This window comes from Acuticoccus sp., assembly GCF_965213555.1.
Lineage (GTDB): Bacteria > Pseudomonadota > Alphaproteobacteria > Rhizobiales > Amorphaceae > Acuticoccus.
On sequence record NZ_OZ243890.1, the window covers coordinates 2,087,368 to 2,108,816 of the forward strand.

The 21,449-nt window shown below is 71.5% G+C and carries 21 protein-coding genes; 11 read left to right on the top strand and 10 right to left on the bottom strand.

Features of this window, described 5'->3' with window-relative positions:
- The first annotated feature begins 317 nt into the window (after positions 1-317).
- A complete protein-coding gene (locus tag ACOOE8_RS09910) occupies positions 318-2,099 on the top strand; it encodes an acetolactate synthase 3 large subunit (RefSeq protein ID WP_420391316.1) in 1,782 nt (593 codons plus the stop codon).
- Between the two features lie 299 nt (positions 2,100-2,398).
- On the opposite strand, the gene ACOOE8_RS09915 is transcribed toward ACOOE8_RS09910, so the two are convergent.
- Positions 2,399-2,776, bottom strand: coding sequence for a hypothetical protein (locus ACOOE8_RS09915; protein ID WP_420391317.1), 378 nt, complete (start codon positions 2,774-2,776; stop codon positions 2,399-2,401).
- Positions 2,777-2,901: 125 nt separating this feature from the next.
- Positions 2,902-3,186, bottom strand: coding sequence for a hypothetical protein (locus ACOOE8_RS09920; protein WP_420391318.1), 285 nt, complete (start codon positions 3,184-3,186; stop codon positions 2,902-2,904).
- A gap of 157 nt (positions 3,187-3,343) precedes the next feature.
- Between ACOOE8_RS09920 and ilvN the strand changes: the two genes are divergently transcribed.
- From ilvN to ACOOE8_RS09935, 3 genes are all read left to right on the top strand, one after another.
- The gene (gene ilvN / locus ACOOE8_RS09925) at positions 3,344-3,889 is read left to right on the top strand and encodes an acetolactate synthase small subunit (RefSeq protein WP_420391319.1); all 546 of its coding nucleotides are present in this window, start codon (positions 3,344-3,346) and stop codon (positions 3,887-3,889) included.
- A gap of 64 nt (positions 3,890-3,953) precedes the next feature.
- Entirely contained in the window at positions 3,954-4,370 is a 417-nt protein-coding gene (locus ACOOE8_RS09930; protein WP_420391320.1) for a DUF2267 domain-containing protein, read from the top strand.
- 133 nt (positions 4,371-4,503) lie between these two features.
- Entirely contained in the window at positions 4,504-5,208 is a 705-nt protein-coding gene (locus ACOOE8_RS09935) for a DUF2927 domain-containing protein (protein ID WP_420391321.1), read from the top strand.
- A gap of 13 nt (positions 5,209-5,221) precedes the next feature.
- Here the strand turns inward: ACOOE8_RS09935 and ACOOE8_RS09940 are convergent, their stop codons facing one another.
- Entirely contained in the window at positions 5,222-6,046 is an 825-nt protein-coding gene (locus ACOOE8_RS09940; protein WP_420391322.1) for an exodeoxyribonuclease III, read from the bottom strand.
- Positions 6,043-6,885 (bottom strand): HpcH/HpaI aldolase/citrate lyase family protein, encoded by an 843-nt coding sequence (locus tag ACOOE8_RS09945; RefSeq protein WP_420391323.1) that lies wholly within the window; start codon positions 6,883-6,885, stop codon positions 6,043-6,045. The genes ACOOE8_RS09940 and ACOOE8_RS09945 overlap by 4 nt, the downstream gene beginning before the upstream one ends.
- Before the next feature lie 81 nt (positions 6,886-6,966).
- Here ACOOE8_RS09945 and ACOOE8_RS09950 point away from each other — a divergent pair, with 81 nt between their 5' ends.
- The 4 genes from ACOOE8_RS09950 to ACOOE8_RS09965 all read left to right on the top strand — a co-directional run bounded on the left by ACOOE8_RS09950 (position 6,967) and on the right by ACOOE8_RS09965 (position 10,401).
- On the top strand, positions 6,967-7,773 hold the full coding sequence (locus ACOOE8_RS09950) for a bifunctional hydroxymethylpyrimidine kinase/phosphomethylpyrimidine kinase (protein ID WP_420391324.1): 807 nt from the start codon (positions 6,967-6,969) through the stop codon (positions 7,771-7,773).
- Complete coding sequence (locus tag ACOOE8_RS09955) at positions 7,770-8,492, top strand: DUF429 domain-containing protein (protein ID WP_420394678.1); 723 nt, start codon at positions 7,770-7,772, stop codon at positions 8,490-8,492. The genes ACOOE8_RS09950 and ACOOE8_RS09955 overlap by 4 nt, the downstream gene beginning before the upstream one ends.
- 59 nt (positions 8,493-8,551) lie before the next feature.
- Positions 8,552-9,349: an alpha/beta fold hydrolase gene (locus ACOOE8_RS09960; RefSeq protein WP_420391325.1), complete on the top strand. Its 798-nt coding sequence runs from the start codon at positions 8,552-8,554 to the stop codon at positions 9,347-9,349.
- 113 nt (positions 9,350-9,462) lie between these two features.
- Entirely contained in the window at positions 9,463-10,401 is a 939-nt protein-coding gene (locus tag ACOOE8_RS09965) for a formate/nitrite transporter family protein (protein ID WP_420391326.1), read from the top strand.
- A 63-nt stretch (positions 10,402-10,464) separates the two neighbouring features.
- On the opposite strand, the gene ACOOE8_RS09970 is transcribed toward ACOOE8_RS09965, so the two are convergent.
- A complete protein-coding gene (locus ACOOE8_RS09970; RefSeq protein ID WP_420391327.1) occupies positions 10,465-11,601 on the bottom strand; it encodes a sensor histidine kinase in 1,137 nt (378 codons plus the stop codon).
- Positions 11,602-11,843: 242 nt separating this feature from the next.
- Between ACOOE8_RS09970 and ggt the strand changes: the two genes are divergently transcribed.
- A complete protein-coding gene (gene ggt, locus ACOOE8_RS09975) occupies positions 11,844-13,604 on the top strand; it encodes a gamma-glutamyltransferase (RefSeq protein ID WP_420391328.1) in 1,761 nt (586 codons plus the stop codon).
- Positions 13,605-13,688: 84 nt separating this feature from the next.
- Entirely contained in the window at positions 13,689-14,417 is a 729-nt protein-coding gene (locus ACOOE8_RS09980; RefSeq protein ID WP_420391329.1) for a fused DSP-PTPase phosphatase/NAD kinase-like protein, read from the top strand.
- Here ACOOE8_RS09980 and hisG read toward each other — a convergent pair.
- The 4 genes from hisG to ACOOE8_RS10000 form a co-directional block, all read right to left on the bottom strand.
- A complete protein-coding gene (gene hisG, locus ACOOE8_RS09985; protein ID WP_420391330.1) occupies positions 14,404-15,384 on the bottom strand; it encodes an ATP phosphoribosyltransferase in 981 nt (326 codons plus the stop codon). The two genes, ACOOE8_RS09980 and hisG, sit on opposite strands and share 14 nt — an antisense overlap.
- Positions 15,381-16,460: an ATP phosphoribosyltransferase regulatory subunit gene (locus ACOOE8_RS09990; protein ID WP_420391331.1), complete on the bottom strand. Its 1,080-nt coding sequence runs from the start codon at positions 16,458-16,460 to the stop codon at positions 15,381-15,383. The genes hisG and ACOOE8_RS09990 overlap by 4 nt, the downstream gene beginning before the upstream one ends.
- On the bottom strand, positions 16,457-17,893 hold the full coding sequence (gene hisS, locus ACOOE8_RS09995; protein ID WP_420391332.1) for a histidine--tRNA ligase: 1,437 nt from the start codon (positions 17,891-17,893) through the stop codon (positions 16,457-16,459). The genes ACOOE8_RS09990 and hisS overlap by 4 nt, the downstream gene beginning before the upstream one ends.
- A gap of 108 nt (positions 17,894-18,001) precedes the next feature.
- The gene (locus ACOOE8_RS10000) at positions 18,002-19,411 is read right to left on the bottom strand and encodes a malonyl-CoA decarboxylase (RefSeq protein WP_420391333.1); all 1,410 of its coding nucleotides are present in this window, start codon (positions 19,409-19,411) and stop codon (positions 18,002-18,004) included.
- 78 nt (positions 19,412-19,489) lie between these two features.
- On the opposite strand from ACOOE8_RS10000, the gene ACOOE8_RS10005 reads away from it, so the two are divergent.
- Entirely contained in the window at positions 19,490-20,074 is a 585-nt protein-coding gene (locus tag ACOOE8_RS10005; RefSeq protein ID WP_420391334.1) for an NUDIX domain-containing protein, read from the top strand.
- A gap of 29 nt (positions 20,075-20,103) precedes the next feature.
- Here the strand turns inward: ACOOE8_RS10005 and ACOOE8_RS10010 are convergent, their stop codons facing one another.
- Positions 20,104-21,351, bottom strand: coding sequence for a DUF3422 family protein (locus tag ACOOE8_RS10010; RefSeq protein ID WP_420391335.1), 1,248 nt, complete (start codon positions 21,349-21,351; stop codon positions 20,104-20,106).
- Positions 21,352-21,449: the final 98 nt, after the last annotated feature.

A 21,449-nucleotide genomic window follows, 5' to 3' on the forward strand; every position in this document is an offset into this window, starting at 1 on the left:
GGCAGGCATGGCGCGGCAACACCGGCTTAGGTTCGCCGTCGGGGACGATTAAGGTCGCCTCGCGACGCTCCGCCGCGGGTTCCGAGGTGGGCGTCGCAGTTCCTTGCGCCGCGCGGCGCAAGGTGGTACCGCCTTGAGGCGACATCGGAGCAACAATGGCACAGCTTCTCATCGTAGGCGGGCGCACCACCGGGGTCTGAGGCAGGCCCAGGAACGGTGGTGCGCGAAGCATGGGTCCCATTCGGGGCCCTTTTTTGTTGCCCGCCGTCAGGGTGGGCGTCACACGCCAGGACGGCGAAGACGGGACGGGTAGGGGCATGGACGAGCGGAACACCGGACGGATGAGCGGCGCGCAGATGGTCATCGAGGCGCTGAGGGACCACGGCGTCGACACCATCTTCGGCTACCCCGGCGGCGCGGTGCTGCCGATCTACGACGAGATCTTCCAGCAGGAGGACGTGCGCCACATCCTGGTGCGGCACGAGCAGGGCGCTGGGCACATGGCGGAGGGCTACGCCCGCTCCACCGGCCGCCCCGGCGTCGTCCTTGTTACCTCGGGTCCGGGTGCCACGAACGTCGTCACCGCGCTCACCGACGCGCTGATGGACTCGGTGCCGATGGTCTGCATCACCGGTCAGGTGCCGACGCACCTCATCGGCTCCGACGCCTTCCAGGAGTGCGACACGGTGGGCATCACCCGCCCTTGCACCAAGCACAACTACTTGGTGCGCCGGGTGGAGGACCTGCCGCGGGTGCTGTCCGAGGCGTTCTACGTCGCCACCACCGGCCGCCCGGGCCCGGTGGTCGTCGACATCCCGAAGGACGTGCAGATCGCCACCGGCCGCTACGACCCGCCGCGGAGCGCCCGACACAAGACGTACCAGCCCAGGATCAAGCCGGAGATGGAGGGCATCCGCCAGGCGGTGGCCCTGATGAAGGCCGCCTCGCGGCCGATCCTCTACACCGGCGGCGGGCTGATAAACTCGGGTCCGTCGGCCTCGCACCACCTGCGCGAGCTGGCCGACCTCACCGGCTTCCCGGTGACGTCCACGCTGATGGGTCTCGGCGCGCTGCCCTCCACTCACCCCTCGTGGCTCGGCATGCTCGGCATGCACGGCACCTACGAGGCGAACCTTGCCATGCACGGGTGCGACCTCATGGTGTGCATCGGCGCGCGCTTCGACGACCGCATCACCGGGCGCATCGACGCCTTCTCGCCGGGCTCACGCAAGATCCACGTCGACATCGACCCGTCCTCGATCAACAAGAACGTCCACGTCGACCTGCCCATCATCGGCGACGCGGCCCATGCGCTCGAGGACATGGTGCGGGTGTGGTCCCAGTCCGGCCCCCACGACCGGGACCGGCTCGCGCCCTGGTGGGCGGACATCGAGGGGTGGCGCGGCAGGAGGTCGCTCGCCTACACGACCCGCCCCGACGTCATCATGCCCCAGGAGTCCGTGGAGCGGCTGTACGAGCTGACCAAGCATCGCGACGCCTACGTCACCACGGACGTCGGCCAGCACCAGATGTGGGCAGCGCAGTTCTATGGCTTCGACAAGCCGAACCGGTGGATGACGTCGGGCGGGCTCGGCACCATGGGCTACGGGCTCCCGGCGGCGATCGGCACGCAGATCGCGCACCCCGACGCGCTCGTCCTGTGCATCTGCGGCGACGCGTCCATCCAGATGAACATCCAGGAGCTCGGCACCGCCATGCAGTACGGCCTGCCGGTCAAGGTGTTCATCCTCAACAACCAGCACATGGGGATGGTGCGCCAGTGGCAGCAGCTCAACCACGGCAACCGCATCTCGCACTCCTACTCCGACGCGCTGCCCGACTTCGAGCTGCTCGCCAAGGCCTACGGCGTGAAGGGCATGAGCGTCGACCACCCTGGCGAGCTCGACGCCGCGATCGAAGGGATGATCGAGCATCCGGGGCCCGTCCTGATGGACTGCCGCGTCGCGAACCTTGCCAACTGCTTCCCGATGATCCCGTCCGGCCGAGCACATAACGAGATCCTGCTCGCCTCGCAGGACGACCTGCAGGCCGAGCAGGTGGAGGATGCGCTGGAGGACGTCGGCCGCGCGCTCGTCTGAGGATCGTCTGCACGCCCGATCGTCACGCATCGGGCATGGTAAGCCGGCAGCGCGGGGTCTCGCGCGATCGTCGCCGCGCTGGCTGGCTCGGAGGGACGCTTCGCGACGCAAGAGTTCCGCCACGGATTGGCTGGGCTGCCACTCGTGACGACCCCGCCCTCGTCCTGGTCCAACGCATCGAGGGCGCGGCCAAGCCCGGCAACCGCCGAACGTACCCGCGCCCTCGTCGCTTCAATCGAGGTGCTGATGCCGAACGGCAAGCGTTCGGCATCGTGACGCCGAGTGCTGCGTCAGTTCCGTTACTGAGCTGCCGGGGTCTGCGGCTGCAGTCGGTCGGTGTCGGTCTCCTCCACGATCTCCTGCACGTCGCCCGGGGTGTCGATGGTGTTCTCGTCCCTGTCGAGCGGGGTGCTCGCCGCCGCGCCGGTGCCAAGGCCCGTGCCGATGCCGGTGCCGACGACGGGCACGTCGAGCGTGGTGTCCGTTCCCGCCTGGGGTTGCAAGCGATCGGTGTCGGTCTCGTCCACCGTCTCCTGGACATCGCCCGGCGTGTCGATGGTGTTCTCGGCCTCATTGACCGCAGTGGACGGGACAGGGTCCCTCGGCGTCGTCTGCGCCGCCGCACTCACGACGGCGAGCGAGCCGGCAGCAGCGGCGATCAGGATGGCTCGAAGCATAGATATCTCCTCAACTCCGGGCAGGTAACTCGGCTTACTGGCCTCCGGTTCCGGATCGTGCGTGCCCATGCGTCACGGAACACGGGCCGCGCGGTACCGGCCCGTCGTCTCGCGGTGCGAGCCGGCTACTGCGACGGCCCAACGCGGTTGGTGTTGGTCTCGCTGGTCTCAGCCGGGTCGCTCGAGCCGACCGGGTCGCTGGTCGTGGCACCAGGGTCCGTCTGCGTGTCTCCGGCCACGGTGTTGCCGCCGGGGATGACGGCGTCGAGCGCGGTCGTGCCCTGGCCTTCACCGGCTTGCGTACGGTTGGTGTCGGTCTCCGTCGTGACGACGGGCCGGTCGGCCTGGGCCAGCGCCGTCCCGGCGGACAGGACGAATGCAGCGGCAAGAAGGAAAGCGGTGCGGGCCATGTTGGAACTCCTTGTTGGTTGATCGGAGGAAAAACCGGCCGAGCGAGAAAAGGGTTCCGTTCGGTCCCCTCGGTGCGGCAAGAGGGGAAGGGCGGGACCGATCGCTCAGGATGGCTCGCGTGCTCGCACGGCGTCGCTCCCCAACGAGGCAAGCTCCATGAACCAACCGATCGGCATCGCGCCGGCGCTGCGTCCCGAGGAGGCGAAGGAGAGACACACGATCACCGTGCTCGTGGACAACGAGCCGGGCGTCCTCGCCCGGGTGATCGGGCTCTTCTCGGGGCGTGGCTACAACATCGATTCGCTCACCGTGTCGGAGACGGAGCACGAGCGCGGGTTGTCGCGCATCACCATCGTGACCACCGGGACGCCGATGGTCATCGACCAGATCAAGAACCAGCTTGCGCGCCTCGTGCCGGTCCATCGCGTCGCCGACCTCACCGCCGACCGGCGCGACGCCGTGGAGCGCGAGCTGGCGCTGGTCAAGGTCGCCGGCCGCGGCGAGCAGCGCCTGGAGGCCATGCGCCTTGCCCAGGCGTTCGACGCGCGCACCATCGACGCGACGCTCACGTCCTTCGTCTACGAGATCACCGGCAGCACGTCCGACATCGAGCGCTTCGTGGCGCTGATGGCTTCGGTCGGCCTCGTCGAGGTCTCGCGGACCGGGGTGGCGGCGATCACGCGCGGATCCGACGCGACCTGATCGCCTACGGGAGGAACAGCTGCCACGGCGGCGTATTCCCCGGCATGATGATGGGGGATCAGGAATGTCCGACCAGCCGAACATCGTCGGCCGTGCCGTGCAGGACTTCGAGGAGTGGGTGAAGGCCATCGACGGCGCGCTGTCGCTGGGCGACGAGCAGAAGGCCTACGCGGTCCTGCGCGGCGTCATGCATCAGCTGCGGGACCGCATGCCGATGGAGGAGGCGATCCACCTCGGCGCGCAGCTCCCCACGCTGGTGCGCGGGGTGTACTATGAGACCTTCACGCCGGGCGCGCCGGAGAAGGAGCGCGACGAGACGGCCTTCCTGACCCGCGTCGCCGAGCGCATCCGACGCGACGACGTCGACCCGGAAGCCGCGACGCGGGCGGTGTTCGCTGTCCTGCGCGACAAGTGCGACCCCGGACAGATCGCGCAGGTCGTGCACATCATGCCCGACGAGATCAAGCCGCTCCTGCGCTAGGGCACGGCGCATCCCCGGAAGCTGCCACAGCTATGCCACAAAGGGTTAACCAATAGTTACATCTTGGCGATCATACTGGTTGCCCGGTCGACTGACGGTGCGCCAAGATTGCACGCGTTGCCGGAGGCGTCCCATGCGCGTGACCGTCGGATTGATCGCAGCCCTCATCATCGCCAGCGTCGTTCCAGCGACGGCAGCGGAAGGACCCGTCGAGCCCGGCGAGCTGCGCCGTGCATTCTTCAAGACAGTGTTTGGCCTGGAGTACGGCGGCGGACACCAGGACGCCGAACGCGTGAAGCGTTACAGCGGACAGGTCCGTTTCGCCGTGGAGGACCGTTCGGGTGTCGGCCGCCGGGCGACCGCGGTGGCGTTCCTCAGGAGCCTTCCCTCGCGCATCGCCCACCTCGACGCGGTGGTCGTCGATCGGACGCAGGACGCGAGCTTCCGGGTGATCCTCGTGCGCGAGGCTGACTTCAGTGACGTTGTGGCGCACGAGCTCAACGCCGACGCCATCGCGATGAACGCGCGATGCCTCGTCGGCGTGTCGACGCTGTCGGGCCGCATCGAGCGCTCGACCGCCGTCATCGTCGCCGATGACGACTTCCTGTTCGCGCGGTGCCTCGTGGAGGAGGTGCTGCAGGGGCTCGGCCCCATGAACGATGACGTGTCGCTCACCATGAGCGTGTTCAACGACCGCTCGCGCCTTGCCCACTTCACGCGCTTCGACGAGGCGCTGATGAACGTCCTGTACCACCCCATGATCCGTCCTGGCATGTCGCGGCACGAGGCAAGCCTCGCCCTGCCCTGGGTGATGCACGACCTTGGCTACCTGCACTGACGCGCAGTCTGCGTCACGGCGCGTCCGGCGGCGCGATCCTGGCGACGAGCGGCACGTGGTCGGAGGCCTTCGGCCATCCGCGCGCCTCGACGAGGATGTCGACCGTGACACGCGGCGCGACGGGCGGGGAGGCCCACACGTGGTCGAGCCGGCGGCCGCGGTTGGTCCCGGGCCACGTCGCGTTGCGGTAGCTCCACCATGTGAAGACCTTCTGAGGCGCGGGACGATCGCGCCGCACGACGTCGACCCACCCGCGGGCCCGCACGCGCTCCAGCGCCATCGTCTCCGTTGGGGTGTGGCTCACCACGGACAGGAGCTGGCGGTGGGACCACACGTCGTGCTCGTCGGGCGCGACGTTGAAGTCGCCGGTGAGGAGCGCGGGCTCGCCCGCCGCAGCGGTTCCCCATGCCAGCATGTCGGCGAGGAAGTCGAGCTTGTGGCGGAACTTCGCGTTGATCGCAGGGTCCGGCTCGTCCCCGCCCGACGGCACGTAGAGTGAGTGAAGCCGCACCGCAGCGCCGGCGGCGTCGATGTCGACCACCGCCGAGGCGTGCCGGGGCTGGTCGATGCCGCCCAGCCGATCGAACCGGACGTCGCGGAGCGGCCGACGTGACAGGATGGCAACGCCGTGGTGCCCGCCCCGGCCGTTCAGTGCTGCGTGGCGATAGCCGCGGCGGCGGAGCGGCTTCATCGGGAAGGAGCCATCGTCGCAGCGCGTCTCCTGCAGGAGGAGGACGTCGGGTTGCACCAGGCGCACGAGCCTTGCCAGGAGGTCGATGCGCGCGCGGACCGAGTTGATGTTCCAGGTGACGACGGTGAGCGGCGCCCCGAGGCTCACGCGCGGGAGGCGATGGCGTCCGCGAGGGCGAGGGTGCGACGCGCCGCGTCGGCGTGCAGGCGCTCGACCATGCGCCCGTCGAGGGTGGCGACCGAGCGACCCTCCTGCTCCGCCGCCTCCATCGCGCCGACCACGGCCCGGGCGCGGGCCACCTCGTCCGCCGACGGCGCGAACACCTCGTTCACCGGTCCCACCTGCGCCGGATGGACGACGCTCTTGCCGGTCATCCCGAGGGCGCGGCCGGCCCGCGCCTCGGCGACGAGCCCCGCCTCGTCGGCGATGTCGTTCATCACGCCGTCGATGGCGTCGAGCCCCGCCGCCCTGGCGGCGAGCACGATCGTCTGGAGCGCCGTCGACAGCGCCGCACGGTCCGCACCGGGCGTCGCGCCGAGCTCGCTCGCGAGGTCGTTGGTGCCGGCGACCAACGCCCCCGCACCCGTCGCCGCGGCCGCCTTCGCTACGGCGAGCGCGTTGAGGATGCCCTCGGCGGTCTCCATCATTGGCCAGATCGGAGCGGACAAGCGTGCTGCGAGGCGCTCCACGTCGACGGCCTCGCGCACCTTGGGGAGGAGCACGGCGACGCCGAGCTCGCCGGCGAGCGCCACGTCCGCCTCGTGCCAGAGCGTGTCGGCGCCGTTGACGCGCAGCGCCACCTCCTTGCCGTGCGCAAGGGCGGCGAGGGCGTCGCGGGCGGCGTCGCGGGCTTCGTCCTTGCGGTCCGGCGCCACGGCATCCTCGAGGTCGACGACCACCACGTCAGCGGCGAGCCCCGGCGCCTTGGCGAGCGCGCGAGGGTTGTCGCCCGGGACGTAGAGCATGGAGCGGCGGACTTGGGGCATGGCGGGCTCCTGCCGCGGACCTCGTCGTGCGGCAACGCCGTTCTGCTATCGTCCGCGGCGGCTGATCGGCAAGGGGTAGGCATGGGCGCTGGGACGGTGGTGGCGATCTCCTCGACGGTGATGCGCGGCGCGGTGGGTCTGCGTCCCATCACCTTCGCGTTGGAACGCCGCGGCGCTACCGTATGGGCGGTCCCCACCGTGCTCCTTCCGTGGCACCCTGGCCTCGGGCCATCCACGCGCACGCCGAACACCGCGCTCGCCGCCCATCTGGCGGACCTTGCCGAGCACGCCGGCGAAGCCGACGGCGTCCTCACCGGCTACTTTGCGAGTGCCGAGCAGGTGCAGGTGGCGGCCGGGTTCATCGACCGGGTGCGCGCCGTGCGCGACGCGCTGGTGCTCGTCGACCCGGTGAGTGGGGACGAGCGGGGCCGCTACGTGCCGGACGACGTGTTGGCGGCGATCCGCACGCACCTCGTCCCGCGAGCCGACATCCTGACACCGAACGTCCACGAGCTCGCGGACCTCGGCGGGGCCGGCGACCCGGTGACCGCCGCACACGCGACGGGCGTCGCGACCGTCGTCGTCACCTCCGCGTGGGCGAGGCCGGAGCGCATCCAAACGCTGCAGGTGGAGCAGTCGAGCGTGCGCGTGGTCGAGCACGCGCGCATCGAGCCGGCGCCGCGCGGGACGGGAGACCTCTTCAGCGCGGTCTACCTCTCGGCGCGGCTGTCGGGGGAGGCGTCGGTAGACGCGCTTCGACAGGCGGCGGCGGCGACGCTCGCGGTGGTGCGCGCCTCGGATGGACCGACCCTCGCGCTGGCGGCGGCGCAGGCCGCCATCGCCGCCCCACCCACCTGCGACGTCGTCCTCAGGGATCACGAGCCCTGAACGAGGGCGCCGGTCGGGTCTACGGCGTCGACGGCTGCCCGCGCGGCTGGGCGGTCGTCGCCGTCGACCCCGTCGGCCCACCGCGCCCCGAGCTTACGCTGCGCACCAGCCTCGACGGCCTCGTCGCGTCCGGCGCGGTCGTCGCCATCGACATCCCGATCGGGCTGCCGGAGCGGATCGTCGGTCCGGGCCGCGCGGCCGAGCAGGCCGTGCGTCCGCTCCTCGCGGCACGGCAGTCCTCGGTGTTCTCGGTCCCCTCCCGACGCGCCGTGTTCGAGACGGACTACGCGGCCGCATGCGCCACGGCGCTCGCGACCTCCGATCCACCGCGCAGGGTGAGCCGGCAGGCCTTCCAGCTCTTCCGCAAGGTCCGCGAGGTGGACGCGCTCCTCAGCGCGGCCACGCAAGGGACGGTCTTCGAGTGCCACGCCGAGGTCGCCTTCTGGCGGCTCAACGGCGAGCGGGCGATGCCGACGGCCAAGCGCGTGCGGGGTGTCCCGACCCGCGAGGGGCTCGCCGAGCGGATCGCGCTCCTGGTCGATCACAGCGTCGAGGCGACGTTCTTCCATGACTTGCCGCGCGGGGTACCGCTCATCGACGCGGTGGACGCCGCCGCCATCGCCCTCGTCGCGCGGGGCTGCGCGGCGGGGGTGGCACGGCCGTTCCCAGACCCGCCGGACGTCGACGGCCGCGGCCTCAGGATCGCGATCTGGGCGTGAGCGTGGTTGACGACCTCGCCCTCCCCGCGGTTCACCGTCGGGCAGAGCCGGAGGACCCCATGGCGACGAACCCCCTGCCGCATCGCACCCTGGGGAGCGGCGGCCCACCCATCGTCCTGATCCACGGGTTCGGGGCCGACCGCACCACGTGGTCGTACCTGCTGAAGCCCTTGGCGCGCGCGCGGCAGGTCATCGCGTTCGACCTGCCGGGGCACGGCGAGGCGGTGGACTGGTCGCCGACGCCGGACGCGGTGGCCTGCGCCAAGGCGGTGATCGCGAGCCTGGGTGCGCTCGGCGTCGACCGCGCGTGCCTGATCGGACACTCCTTGGGCGGCGCGGTCGCGAGCCTCGTCGGGCTGTTCCAGCCCGCGCTGGCGGAGCGTTTGATCCTCTTGGCGCCAGGCGGCTTCGGCCGTGAGATGAACGTTCCGCTCCTCAGGGAGTACGCCGCGCTCACCACGGAGGACGAGGCCCGGGCGATCCTGCCAAGCTTCTTCGGGCCAGCGTCGCCGGTGCCCGATGCGATGCCGCGCCTCGTCGCCGAGCAGCACGAGAGTGCGGCGCTGCGCCAATCGCTGCAGGCCATCGTCGGCGCCATCACCAAGGGGGACGGGCAGGGCGTCCTGCCGCTCGACGACCTCGTCGCGAAGGGCTTCCCGATCACCCTCGCATGGGGCACCGAGGACGGCGTGTTGCCGGTGTCGCACGCGATCGACGCGCCTGCGCTCATCGCCCGGCACCTCATGCGCGGGATCGGTCACATGCCCCACATCGAGGCACCGGAGACCGTGGAGCGTATCGTCCGCCTGGCGCTCATGGGGACGCTCGGGGACGACGCGCCGGCAGCCCGGGGTTAGGCCGACCGCGCCTCCGTGCGGCGCCGGAACGCCATCGCTGATCGTCGGTTGGTGGTATGATAGTGGGATCGCATCCCGCTTCTAGCGCACGATGCCCCCCAACAGGACGACCGATGTCAAAGCTTCACGGCGAAGAGTTCGACCGCGACGTCGACGAGGACGAGCCCGATCCTGCCATCGAAAGCCTGTCGTCCGGCGAGGAGCAGGATGCCATCCGCCGCGCAGGGCCTCGACCCCAGGTCGTCTATGCCTCGATCAGCGCGCGTGGGCTCGAGGAGATCAACCGGCCCGCGCTCTCCCTGTGGGGTTCGGGGATCGCGGCCGGTCTCATCCTCATGATGTCGGTGATCGCCGAGGGGCTGATGCACCATGCCCTGCCGCCATTCGAGGGACGCGAGGCGATCGCCGACATCGGCTACACGCTGGGCTTCGTGCTCGTCATCCTCGGCCGGCTGCAGCTCTTCACCGAGAACACCATCACTCCGGTGCTGCCCCTGCTCGCCAACCCGAAGGGCCGGGCGCTGCTGCGGACGGCCCGACTGTGGATGATCGTGTTCTTCGCCAACATGGTGGGGACGATGATCGCGGCGGCCATGCTGACGTGGGGGGACATCGTGACGAACGCGCAGTTGGCGGCGATCCTCGAGGTGTCGGCGAAGGTCACAGACCACACGCCGTTCGAGACGCTGCGCTACGGCGTCATCGCCGGCTTTCTCATCGCAACGTTGGTGTGGTGTATCCCGACCGCCAAGGGGAGTGAGTTCTTCCTGACGTTCTTCATCACCTACGTCATCGCCCTCGGTGACTTCACCCACGTGGTTGCAGGTTCGGGCGAAGGGTTCCTGTTGATGTTTGCTGGGCACGCGGAACCCGGATGGGTCGCGTTCGGCCTGATCGGCCCAGCCTTCATCGGCAACGTCCTCGGCGGCACGGTCCTGTTCGCAACGCTCGCCTACGTCCAGGTACGGGAGGAGATCGTCCAGAGCCGGAAGCACGAGGAGAAGTCCCCGCTTACAAAGATCCCGTCGCCGGAGGGTGCACACCGCCGCTGAGGCGCCGGACGAGGTCAGCGACGCGGCCCTGCGGCACCGCTTCGCTAAGCGGGGACCGAGGTCTCATGATGCCTTCGCCTCACCGTCGAGGCCGGCATGGGAGACGCCGTCGGCCTGAGGCGCTCCGCCCTCCGGCGCTGCGCCGTCGGCACCGTCGGTGCGGGGATCGGCGACCTTGATCCGACCGTCGCCGTGGCGACCGCCGTCGACAACCGAGGCCGTCTCCTCCGGCAAGTCGATTGCGAAGGTCGTGCCGCGCCGGCCGCGGATGGTGGAGAGCTCGGCCCCGAGCCCGCTCACCAGCGAGCTGACGATCTTGCCGCCCAGGCCGCCGGCCTGGGGCCAGCTCGCCGTTGCTGGGAGCCCCACGCCGTCGTCCGAAACCGTGAGTCGCAGGAGGCCGTCGCCCACCTGGGCGAGGCGGACCGTGATCGTTCCCTCGTGATGGTCCGGGAACGCGTGTTGGTAGGCGTTGGTCAGGAGCTCGGACGTGAGGAGGCCGACGCGCGCCGCCACGTCCATCGGCACCTTCACGTGCGCAAGGTCGAGGTTGAGCTGCAGACCGTCGCGCCCGTCGAGGTATGCGATTGCAGATGCGATGCGCGACACGTAGGCGCCGAGCGGGATGCGGCGATCGCTCGCGTCACGCGTGCCTCCTGTCGTCATCTCGTCGTAGAGGAGTTGCAGCGTCTCGATGCGCCTCGCCAGCGTCGAGTAGCCCTCCGCCGACGCTGCGTCGCCCCCGCGTGCCTGAAGGCGGATCATCCCGATCACCATGGACAGGTGGTTCTTGACGCGGTGATGGATCTCACGCAGCGCGTCGTCCGTGCCGACCTCAGGGGAGGCAGCCTGCGTCGGGCCCTGCTCGACGGCGCGTTGCAGGCCGACGAAGTGCGTGAGCCGACCCTCGGCGTCATGCAGGGGCGTGATGACGAGCCTGTTGCGGAACGGCGTGCCGTCGGCTCGGTAGTTCAGCAGCTCGGCCGCCACGCCCCGGCCCTCGTGAAGCCCCGCGCGCAACTCAGCGATGGCGTCGGCCTCGGTCTCATCGCCCTGGAGGAAGCGGCAGTTGCGGCCGATGACGGCCTCGCGCTCGTACCCGGTCAGCTTCGTGAACGCAGGATTGGCGTAGATGATCGGGTTGTCCTCGGCATTGGGATCGGAGATCGCCACCGCGACCGGCAGTTGCTCAAGGACCACTTCGGCAAGCCTTGGGCTGAACGGCATGGCTACGACATCCCTCACGTCCCAACGCCACCGGCCGCGGCACCGGGATGGGCGTCACGGACAAGGCTCGATCCCAGCAGCGCGGGAACCGAGGGGTAGTTAGGAAGTCGTCCGAGAGGCGTCAAACCGCTCGCGATCCCCCGAACTTTGCGTACCATCGGAACCGTCGCGCTGCGCCGAGGCGGACGCAGCCGCAAGCCGAGGAGGCGACGGCGATGGTCGGAACAACGAGCTTCACTCAAGGGCAGCGGCACGATGCGGGCGTCGCTCGCGTCGTCGTGACCGCGCTCGCGGTCGCCGTCAGCGCTCCGGCTGCGTCGCAGATCGTGGCCGACGGGGAGAGGTTCCATCCGGTCACTGCCGAGCGCCACATGGTCGTCAGTCAGGAGGCCGAGGCGACCCGCGTGGGGCTCGACGTGCTGCGGCGCGGCGGCAACGCGGTGGATGCGGCGGTGGCGACCGCGTTCGCCCTTGCCGTGACGTTGCCGCGCGCCGGCAACATCGGCGGCGGCGGCTTCATGATCGTCCACCTCGCCGGCACCAGCGAGGCGGCGGCCGTGGACTTCCGCGAAGTGGCGCCGGTCGCAGCCGACCGCGACATGTTCCTCGGGCCGGACGGTGAGGCGGACCCCGAGCTGTCCCGCCGCTCCGGGCTCGCCGTCGGCGTACCGGGGACGGTGGCGGGTCTCGCCCTCGCCCACGAGCGTTACGGCTCGGGGACCCTCGACTTCGCCGAGCTCGTGGCGCCGGCCGTGACGCTCGCGCGCGACGGCTTCACGGTGAGCGAGGACACCGCCTCTGCGCTCGCCACCCCGGAGGTGATGGAGCGCCTCACCGCCGACCCGGCAGCGTCGGCGTACTACCCCGAGGGGTCCGCGCCGGAAGGGGGACGGACGCTGCGGCTCCCTGCGCTCGCAGGCACGCTGCAGGCGATCGCCGACGGCGGACCGTCCGCGTTCTACGAGGGCGAGGTGGCGCAGGGGCTCGTCGACGCGGTCAACGCCCGCGGCGGGCGCATGACGGTCGAGGACCTTGCCGGCTACGAGGCCAAGGTGCGTGAGCCGGTCCGCGGCACGTTCGGTGACACGGAGGTCATCTCCATGCCGCCGCCGAGCTCGGGCGGCGTCCACCTGGTGCAGCTCCTCAACACGCTCGCCGACGTGCCGCTCGCCGAGTACGGGCTGAACTCCGCCGACGCGATCCACGCCATGGCCGAGGCGTCGAAGCAGGCCTACGCGGACCGCGCGCTCTACCTCGGCGACCCGGACTTCGTGGAGGTGCCCGTGGCCGCGCTCACGTCGCAGGACTACGCGGACACCATCGCCACACGCATCGACATGGCGCGGGCGACGCCGTCGACGGAGATCGCCGCCGATCCGGGCGCGCTGCCGGCCGAGGGTAACGAGACGACGCACTTCTCGGTTGTCGACGCGGAGGGCAATGCGGCCTCGGTGACGACGACGCTCAACTTCTCCTTCGGCGTCGGCTTCGCGGCGCCCGGCGGCTTCCTGCTCAACAACGAGCTCGACGACTTCTCCGCCAAACCCGGCGTGCCCAACGCCTACGGGCTGATTGGCGGGGAGGCGAACGCGGTGGAGCCCGCCAAGCGGCCCTTGTCCTCGATGACGCCGACGATCCTCACGCGGGACGGCGAGGTCGCCTTGGTGACGGGCTCGCCGGGCGGCAGCCGCATCATCACGACGGTGCTGCAGGTGATCCTCAACTGGACGGTGCACGAGCGCAACATCGCCGCCGCCACCGCCGCCCCGCGGGTGCACCACCAGTGGCTGCCCGACGAGATCCGCGTCGAGGAGGGCATCTCGCCCGACACCGTCCGCCTGCTCGAGGCGCGCGGGCACACCGTGGTCCGACGCGACGCCATGGGCGCCACGCAGTCCATCGCGGTGGCGCCGGACGGCACCCTCACCGGCGCCAGCGACCCGCGCCGGCCCGGCGGCCTCGCAGCCGGGGACTGACGCCGCCCTCGCCCTTGCACGGGAGGCCGGCGCGGCGCATCACGCGCCGATGACGACCCCGGTCCCGCTACGGCGGACGCACGCATGCCCCTGAGCGAGGCCATCGCCCGCTGGCGCAAGCCGGCGGTGCGTGCGCGGCGGCACGCCCGCGCGACACGCTGGCAGCAGCCGATCGCGAGCGCCGCCGACCGGCGCGCGGCATGGGCGAGCCTCATGCTCGCCGACCACGGCGTCCTGCGCCTGCTCTACCGCAACCGGCACCGCGTGACGGACCGCCTGTGGCGCTCGGCGCAGCCCTCGCCCGGCGACATCGCGTGGGCAGCGCGCGCCGGCATCGCCACCGTGCTGTCCGTCCGCGCCGAGGGGTTCGGCGGCGATCCCTTGGAGCGCGAGGCGTGCCGGCGCCAGGGCCTCGCCTTCGAGCGGCTCGTGCTCCAGTCCCGCGCCGCGCCGACGCGCGAGGCGCTCACCGTCGCGATTGCGCTGATGCCGCGGCTCGCGACGCCGGTGCTCGTCCACTGCAAGTCCGGTGCGGACCGCGCGGGGCTCGCCACAGCGCTGTGGCTCATCGTCGTGGAGGGCCGCACGGTCGCCGAGGCGAAGCGCCAGCTCGCGCTGCGCTACGGCCACGTGCGGCGTGCGCGGACCGGCATCCTCGACGCCTTCCTCGACGACTACGCGGCGACCGGGGAGGCGCGCGGCATCGCCTTCGCCGACTGGGTCAGGACGGTCTACGACCGGCAGGCGCTGAAGGCGCGCTTCCGCTCCAGCCGCGCGGCGGACGCGCTTCTCGCCGTCCTCAATCGCGAGTAGGCGGCAGGGCGGCGAGGAGCGCATCGGTAAGTTCGTTGTCCTCGTAGACGTCGGCGACCTGGACGATGACGACCGCGGCCGCGCCGCACGAGCGCAGGTAGGCCGCGCACTCCGACGCACGCCGACGCGGCACGTGCAGCGTGAGCGGCGCCGGCGCCGCGCCGAAGGGGGCGACCGCGCCGTACCTTTCGGCGGCGCAGGCGGCGGCCGTGGCGGGATCGGGCAGGATCGCGCGCAGCTCGAGGACCGCCTGGGCACGCATCTCCGCGGCGATCCGGTCGGCGATGGTGGTGGCGAGCGCGCTCGCGCGGCAGCTCCATGACGCGACGCGCGAGGCGACGACCGTCGCCTGGGACGACAGGATCACGCCGTCCGAGAGGATCTTCAACTGGTTCGCCGCGAGCGTCGCGCCGGTCGTTGTGATGTCGACCACGAGGTCGGCCGTGCCCGCCGCGGGGGCTCCCTCGGTGGCGCCGAGGCTCTCCACGATGCGGTAGTCCGCGCAGCCGGCGGCCGCGAAGTGCCGTCGTGTCAGGTTCACGAACTTCGTGGCGACGCGCAGCGTGCGGCCGTGGCGCACCCGGTGCATCTCGGCGGCGTCGGCGAGGTCGGCCATGGTGTCGACGTCGATCCAGCGCGACGGCACGGCGACGACGACGTCGGCCGGACCGAAGCCGAGCGGTGCGACGAGGTGGACGCGGGTGGCGCGCTCGTGGGGATCGTCGAGCGTCTCGTGGACGAGGTCGAGCCCGGTGAGGCCCATGTGGGCGTTTCCCGCGGCGAGCTCGCGGGCGATCTCCGACGCGGACAGGAACACGACCTCGACGCCCTCAAGTCCGCCGACGGCGCCGCGATAGTCCCGCCCTCCGCGCGCCCGGTCGATCTTCAGCCCCGAGCGGGTGAAGAACTCGAGCGCCTGCTCCTGGAGGCGCCCCTTGGAAGGGACGGCGAGGACGAGGTCGCTCACGCGTCCTCCGGCAACCGGTCGAGCCACACCGAGAACCCGACGCCGGGCAGCGAGCGTCCGCCATCGAGGAGCGCGATCAGCTTGTCGTAGCGCCCGCCACCGATCACCTCGCCGTCTGGCCAGGCAGCGTCGGCGACCTCGAAGACGAAGCCGGTGTAGTACCCGATGCGGCGGCCGAACGCGGCGTCGAAGGTGATCGCCGCGGTGTCGATGCCGGCCGCGACGAGTGCGTCGGCGCGGGCGGCGAAGGCGGCGAGCGTCGCGTCGAGGTCGACGCCCTCGCGGCGCGCGAACGCGGACAGCGTGTCCGTCGCCCGGTCGAGGGGCACGGTGAGGGCGAGGAAGCGCTCGATCACCTCGACCGCGTGCCCCGCGGCGCCGCCTGCGGCCTGCTCCAAGAGCCGCTCGGCGATGTCGGCGTCGGTGCGCCCGCCCGGCGCCGAGGCCGTGGGCAGGCCGATGATCGCATCGACGATGGCCCGCGCCTGCGCCGCGTCGACCCTGGCGAGCGCGGGGGCGAGGCGCGCGACGAACCCCTCCGCCGGCCCCTGCCGCGCCAGCCGCGCGAGGGCCGAGGCGAGCCGTGCCGGGTCGCCGAATGCCGCGCCGAGGCGCCCGCGCCAGCCGAGCGACAGGCCGAGCGCGGCGGTCAGCGCGTCGAACACGTGGGCGTCGCCGACGCGCACGACCGATGCGAGGCCGACCGCGCCCGCGCAGTCCATGGCGAGGGCGAACAGGCGCGCGTCCGTCGCCATCTCGTCGGCGTGGCCGATCCACTCGGTGCCGGCCTGGCTGAACTCAGGCTCGCCGGAGGCGCGGCGCTTGCGGAACACCTTGCCCTGGTAGGCGTAGGTGGTCGGCGCGGCGCGCCCCGAGGCGAGGTGCTCGCTGCACACGGGGATGGTGAAGTCGGGCCTGAGGCACAGCGTGCGGCCCTCGCCGTCCTCGGTGGTGAAGAGCCGCCGTCGGAACTCCTCGCCCGCGAGGTCGACGAAGATGTCCGCCGGCTGCAGGAGGGGCGGCGTGACGACGAGGTCGCTCGCCGCCGTCAAGGTCGCCCAGAGCCGTTCGCTCACGACAGGATCTGGCGCACCGCCGCCACGATCGCGCTGACGTCGCCGTCCCGGTACGGCACCTCGTGCTGGGCGGGGCGCTCGGCGACCCACTCGGAGCGGTCGCCGATCGCCCGGCTCGCAACCTTGCCAGCGGCGAGGTCCTTGAACTGGACGACGCCGCGCGCCCGCTCGTCCGAGCCCTGGATGAGGACGCACGGCGCGCCGCGGCGGTCGGCGTACTTCAGCTGCGCCTTCATGCCGCTGTCGCCGATGTACATCTCGACGGGGACCACCGTGCCGCCCGTGTTGAGCGCGGCGCGTAGCCTTGCGGTCAGCGCCTGGTAGGCGCCGACGTCGTCGCGATCCATGACGGTGACGATGACCGGGCCCCGCTCCGCCGCCGCGCCCGCGCGGGCCGCGAGCGCTGCGGCGAGGCGCGAGACGCCGACGGAGAAGCCGGTCGCCGGCACGTCCTCGCCGCGAAAGCGCCCGACGAGCCCGTCGTAGCGCCCGCCGCCGCCCACCGAGCCGAAGCGCACCGGCCGGCCCTCGTCGTCGGTGGTTTGGAACGTCAGCTCTGCCTCGAACACCGCGCCGGTGTAGTACTCCAGCCCGCGGACGACCGAGGGGTCGACGACCACCGTGCCGTAGCCAGCACGATCGACCGCCTCTCCGATCGCGACGAGGTCGGCGGACAGTCGTGCCTCGGCGGACGGGTCGAGCAACCCGAGCACGGTCTCGGCCTGAGCCTCGGTGAGCCCGGCGCCGCGGGTGAAGTCGCCGCTCTCGTCCTTACGACCAGGGCCGAGGAGCTTTGCGACCTCCACGAGCGGAAACCTGTCCGCCTTGTCGACCGCGCGCAGCACAATCAACCGGCGCGGGTCGCCCTCGCCGAGGCCGATGTCGGCAAGGATGGCGTCGAGCACCCGTCGGGAGTTGACCCGGATGACGTACTCGCCTCGCGCGAAGCCGAGCGCCTCCATGGTGTCGGCGGCCATCATGCAGATCTCGGCGTCGGCGAGGGGCGAGGCGGCGCCGACGATGTCCGCGTCGCACTGCATGAACTGGCGGTACCGGCCCGGCCCTGGCTTCTCGTTGCGGAAGACCCAGCCGGCCCGATAGCTCTTGTAGGGCTTGGGCGTGCGCTCGAAGTTCTGCGCCACCATGCGCGCGAGGGGCGCGGTCAGGTCGTAGCGCAGCGCGAGCCACGCCTCGTCGTCGTCCTGGAATGCGAAGACGCCCTCGTTGGGCCGGTCCTCGTCCGGCAGGAACTTGCCGAGCGCGTCGGCGTACTCGACGAGCGGCGTCTCCACCGGCTCGAAGCCCCAGCGCTCATAGACTTGGGTAATGGTGTCGATCATCGCGGCGACGCGGCGTATCTCGGGCGCCGAGCGGTCCGCGAACCCGCGCGGCAGCCGCGCCTTCGGCCGAGTGTCCCTGTCCGCCTTCGCCATGGTGCCCCCCGCTTCGGCGCGAGGGTGTAGCGCGGGCTCCGCGCCCGCTCAACAAAGCGCCGCGGGCGACCCGCCGCGCGATGCCGGCCGGCCCGGACTGGCGGGCGGTCAGGCCGACACGTCGTCCGTCTCGCGCGAGGAGGCGGCGGGCGGCGGCAGCTGCGGCACGGCATCGCTCGCCTCGCGCGGGGCGACCTTGACCGAGCGCGCCAGGCGAGCGACCGCGCTCGCCGCGGCGACCTTGCCGTCGTTGGCGAAGGCCTCGTGGTTCTTCTCCACGTCGGCGAGGACGTAGCGGTAGTTTACCATCACGCCGTGCGCGGTGCCGAGGCCGCGCTCGGAGCGGTCGGCGGCGAAGTTCACCTGCTCGAGGCGCGCGCCGTTGCCGAGGTGGAACCGCGCCACGGGATCTACAGGACGTCCGCGCTCATCCTTGGCCTCGATGAGGTAGTGCGCGGCGAGCGGCATCAGCGCGGCCTCCGCGGCCTTGGCCCGCGCGGGGTCCTCCAGCCATCCGACGTCGAACCCGGACAGCAGCGTGCGCGTCGGCTCGTCGACGGCGCTGGTCGGGCGGGCGACCTCCTCGCGCAGCCAGCGCGCGAAGCCCGGCACCGGCGACAGCGTGACGAACGACTTGAGGTTCGGCAGCTCGGCCGCAAGGTCCGTCGCCACCTGCTTGATGAGGAACGCACCGAAGGAGATCCCACGCAGCCCCTCCTGGCAGTTGGAGATGGAGTAGAACACCGCCGTCGTCGCCTGGCTCGGGTCGATGGGCCGGCGCTCGTGGGCGAGGATCGGCCCGATGGCGCCGGGGATGTCGGCGGTCAGCGCGACCTCCACGAAGATCAGCGGCTCGTCGCCGAGGCGCGGGTGGAAGAAGCCGAACAGCCGGCGGTCTGGGACGTCGATGCGCAGGCGAAGGTCGTCCCACCCGCGGATCGCGTGGACGGCCTCGTAGCGGATGATCTTCTCAAGGATCGCGGCGGACGTCTGCCAGTCGATCTCCCTGAGGAGGAGGAAGCCGCGGTTGAACCACTCCTCGAACATGCGCCTGAGGTCGTCGTCCACCGTCCAAAGGTCCGGGTGGTTGGCGAGGCGCTCCAGGAGCTCGCAGCGCATGGCGACGAGCGCCTGCGTGCCTCCGGTCACTTGGTTGAGCCGGCGGAACACCTCGATGCGACGGGGCTCGGCGGCCTCCCGCAGCGCAGTAGCGGTGCGCGCGTCGGGCCGCTCCACGTAGTCCCGGGCGGCCTCGCTGAGGCGGTCCGGCTCCGGTCCGTAGTCCGCCGCCAGCGTGCGGAACACGAAGGTGCGCCCGGCCGAATCGAGGTCGCGGTAGGCGCGCAGGAACTCCGCCGCCCGCTCGATGGAGGAGGCCTCGCCGAGGCCTGACAACAGCGCGTCGATGAGGCCGGTGAGGTCCTTGCGGCTCATGCGCTTGGGCTTGCGCCGCTCGCCGAACAGGCGATTGTCGGTGATCGCGTTCAGCAGGTCGTTGATGACGCTGGTCTGAGGCATGGAACCCTCCCGCTTGCGACGTGGCGCACCCGGACGCAGGCCGTTATAGCACCTCGCGGACGGCTTCAGGATGGCGACTTGTCCGAGCAGACCTACTCAGTGCATCGCACGCGACGGGCCTACGACGGCTTCATGACGCTCGACCTCTACGAGGCGACGATCCGGCGCGGCGGGACCGAAGTCACGGTCGTGCGCGAGGTGCACGACCACGGCAACGGCGCGGCGGTGCTGCCCTACGACGCGGCCCGGCGGACCTGCCTCATGGTGCGCCAGCTGCGCCTGCCGGTGCACGTGGTGGAGGGCGACGGGCTGATCCTCGAGGTCGCCGCCGGGCTCATCGACCCCGGGGACGAGAGCGCGGCGGAGGCTGCCCGGCGGGAGGCGGCGGAGGAGCTGCGCTACCTGGTGCACGACCTGCGCAAGGTCGGCACGTTCTACCCCATCCCCGGCATGGTGACGGAGCAGATGAACTGCTTCCTCGCCACCTACACGCCTGCGGACCGCATCACCTCGGGCTACGAGGCGGACGAGGACGAGGTGCTCGACGTCGAGGAGTGGGCGATCGGCGAGCTGTGGGCCGCCTGGCAGGACGGCCGGCTGCGCGACGGCAAGGCCGTGGTGTGCCTGCAGGCGCTGAGGATCGAGCGGCCGGACCTCTTCTGAACGGCCGAGGCTGCACCGGCGTGGCGCGGTTAGTCGGTGCGCCAGTGCCGGCGCACGCGCTTCAGCGCGCTCCAGATCCCGATGACGACCACCGGGGCGAGGAGGCCGAGCGCGAGCGTCCTCGAGATCGGCAGCACGCCAGCGTCCAGCAGGGCGTCCACCGGGTAGGCGAGGAGGCCGAGGAGGTAGTAGCTGATGGCGATGACCGACAGGCTCTCCACTGCCTCGGACAGCACGAGCTGCCGCTGCTGGCGCTCGTTCATTGAGCGCAAGATCTCCTGGTTGCCCTTGTTCATGGAGACGTCGACGCGGGTGCGCAGCAGGTCGAGCGCGCGGCCGACCGCCATCGACAGCTCCTCCTGCCGCTGCTCGGTGGAGGCGATGGTGCGCACCGCCGGGGCGAGGCGGGTACGGATGAAGCCCGACAGGGTGGGCCGCTCGCCGTGCTTCTCCTCGTCCAGGGACAGGAGCCGCTCGTCCACCAGGGCGGCGTACGCGCGGCTTGCCGAGAAGCGGAAGCGGGTGGCCGAGCGCATGGCCTCGGTGCGGGCGGACAGGTCCTGCAGCTTGTCGAGGATCGCCGCGTCGCCCTCCTCGCCGTAGGTCAGCGCGTTGGTGACCTCGGCGAGGTCGGCCTCGAGCTGCGACAGGATGGGGCCGATGCGCCGCGCCGTCGGCAGGCCGATCAGCGTCATCACGCGGTAGGTCTCGAGCTCAAGGACGCGCTGCACGCGCCGGCCGAGCTGCTCGGGCCCGATGGCGGGCGCCGCGACGTGCATCTCCATGAAGCCGTCGTGGCCGACGCGGAAGGACGACGACACGTCGATGTTGCCGCGCAGCACCCCGCCGATGTCGTGGGGGTGCGCCCGCGCGGTCGCGCGGTCGACCACGAACACGCGCAGGGAGACGAGGAGCTCGGCGCCATCGGGGACGTCGCCGGCGATCCGGGCGATGAGGTCCTCGCCCGGCGCCCGACCATCCGACGACACGAGGGTCAGGGTGGTGAACTCGGTGTGCGGCTCGAGCTTGATGGTGAGCCCATCGCGCGCGAGGATGGTGTGCCGCGCTGCCGTCGTGTTGGGCGCTCCGAACACCGCACCATAGAGCTCGCCGGCGACGTCCCTGCCGACGCAGGCGAAGGCGAGGTGATGGATGGTCGAGGGGACGTGCAGCGAGAGCGGCGGACGCGCGTGCGCCTCGCCGATCGCCGCCGCCCGGTCGGGATGGTTGCGGAACGGCAGGGCGCCCGTCCGCTCCGCGAGCGCTGCCTCCGCCACGATCGTCCTCCTGCACGCCCGAGCCGCGGCGTGATGCCCTCCATGGCCCGGCGAGGTGCCTCGTGCAACCGTGCCGGGAGAGCGGCGGTGCGACGGGC

Excerpts from the sequence above, each read along its gene's own strand:
- ACOOE8_RS09910 (WP_420391316.1), top strand. The coding sequence starts at position 318 with ATGGACGAGCGGAACACCGGACGGATGAGCGGCGCGCAGATGGTCATC.
- ACOOE8_RS09915 (WP_420391317.1), bottom strand. The coding sequence starts at position 2,776 with ATGCTTCGAGCCATCCTGATCGCCGCTGCTGCCGGCTCGCTCGCCGTC.
- ACOOE8_RS09920 (WP_420391318.1), bottom strand. The coding sequence starts at position 3,186 with ATGGCCCGCACCGCTTTCCTTCTTGCCGCTGCATTCGTCCTGTCCGCC.
- ilvN (WP_420391319.1), top strand. The coding sequence starts at position 3,344 with ATGAACCAACCGATCGGCATCGCGCCGGCGCTGCGTCCCGAGGAGGCG.
- ACOOE8_RS09930 (WP_420391320.1), top strand. The coding sequence starts at position 3,954 with ATGTCCGACCAGCCGAACATCGTCGGCCGTGCCGTGCAGGACTTCGAG.
- ACOOE8_RS09935 (WP_420391321.1), top strand. The coding sequence starts at position 4,504 with ATGCGCGTGACCGTCGGATTGATCGCAGCCCTCATCATCGCCAGCGTC.
- ACOOE8_RS09945 (WP_420391323.1), bottom strand. The coding sequence starts at position 6,885 with ATGCCCCAAGTCCGCCGCTCCATGCTCTACGTCCCGGGCGACAACCCT.
- ACOOE8_RS09950 (WP_420391324.1), top strand. The coding sequence starts at position 6,967 with ATGGGCGCTGGGACGGTGGTGGCGATCTCCTCGACGGTGATGCGCGGC.
- ACOOE8_RS09960 (WP_420391325.1), top strand. The coding sequence starts at position 8,552 with ATGGCGACGAACCCCCTGCCGCATCGCACCCTGGGGAGCGGCGGCCCA.
- ACOOE8_RS09965 (WP_420391326.1), top strand. The coding sequence starts at position 9,463 with ATGTCAAAGCTTCACGGCGAAGAGTTCGACCGCGACGTCGACGAGGAC.
- ggt (WP_420391328.1), top strand. The coding sequence starts at position 11,844 with ATGGTCGGAACAACGAGCTTCACTCAAGGGCAGCGGCACGATGCGGGC.
- ACOOE8_RS09980 (WP_420391329.1), top strand. The coding sequence starts at position 13,689 with ATGCCCCTGAGCGAGGCCATCGCCCGCTGGCGCAAGCCGGCGGTGCGT.
- hisS (WP_420391332.1), bottom strand. The coding sequence starts at position 17,893 with ATGGCGAAGGCGGACAGGGACACTCGGCCGAAGGCGCGGCTGCCGCGC.
- ACOOE8_RS10000 (WP_420391333.1), bottom strand. The coding sequence starts at position 19,411 with ATGCCTCAGACCAGCGTCATCAACGACCTGCTGAACGCGATCACCGAC.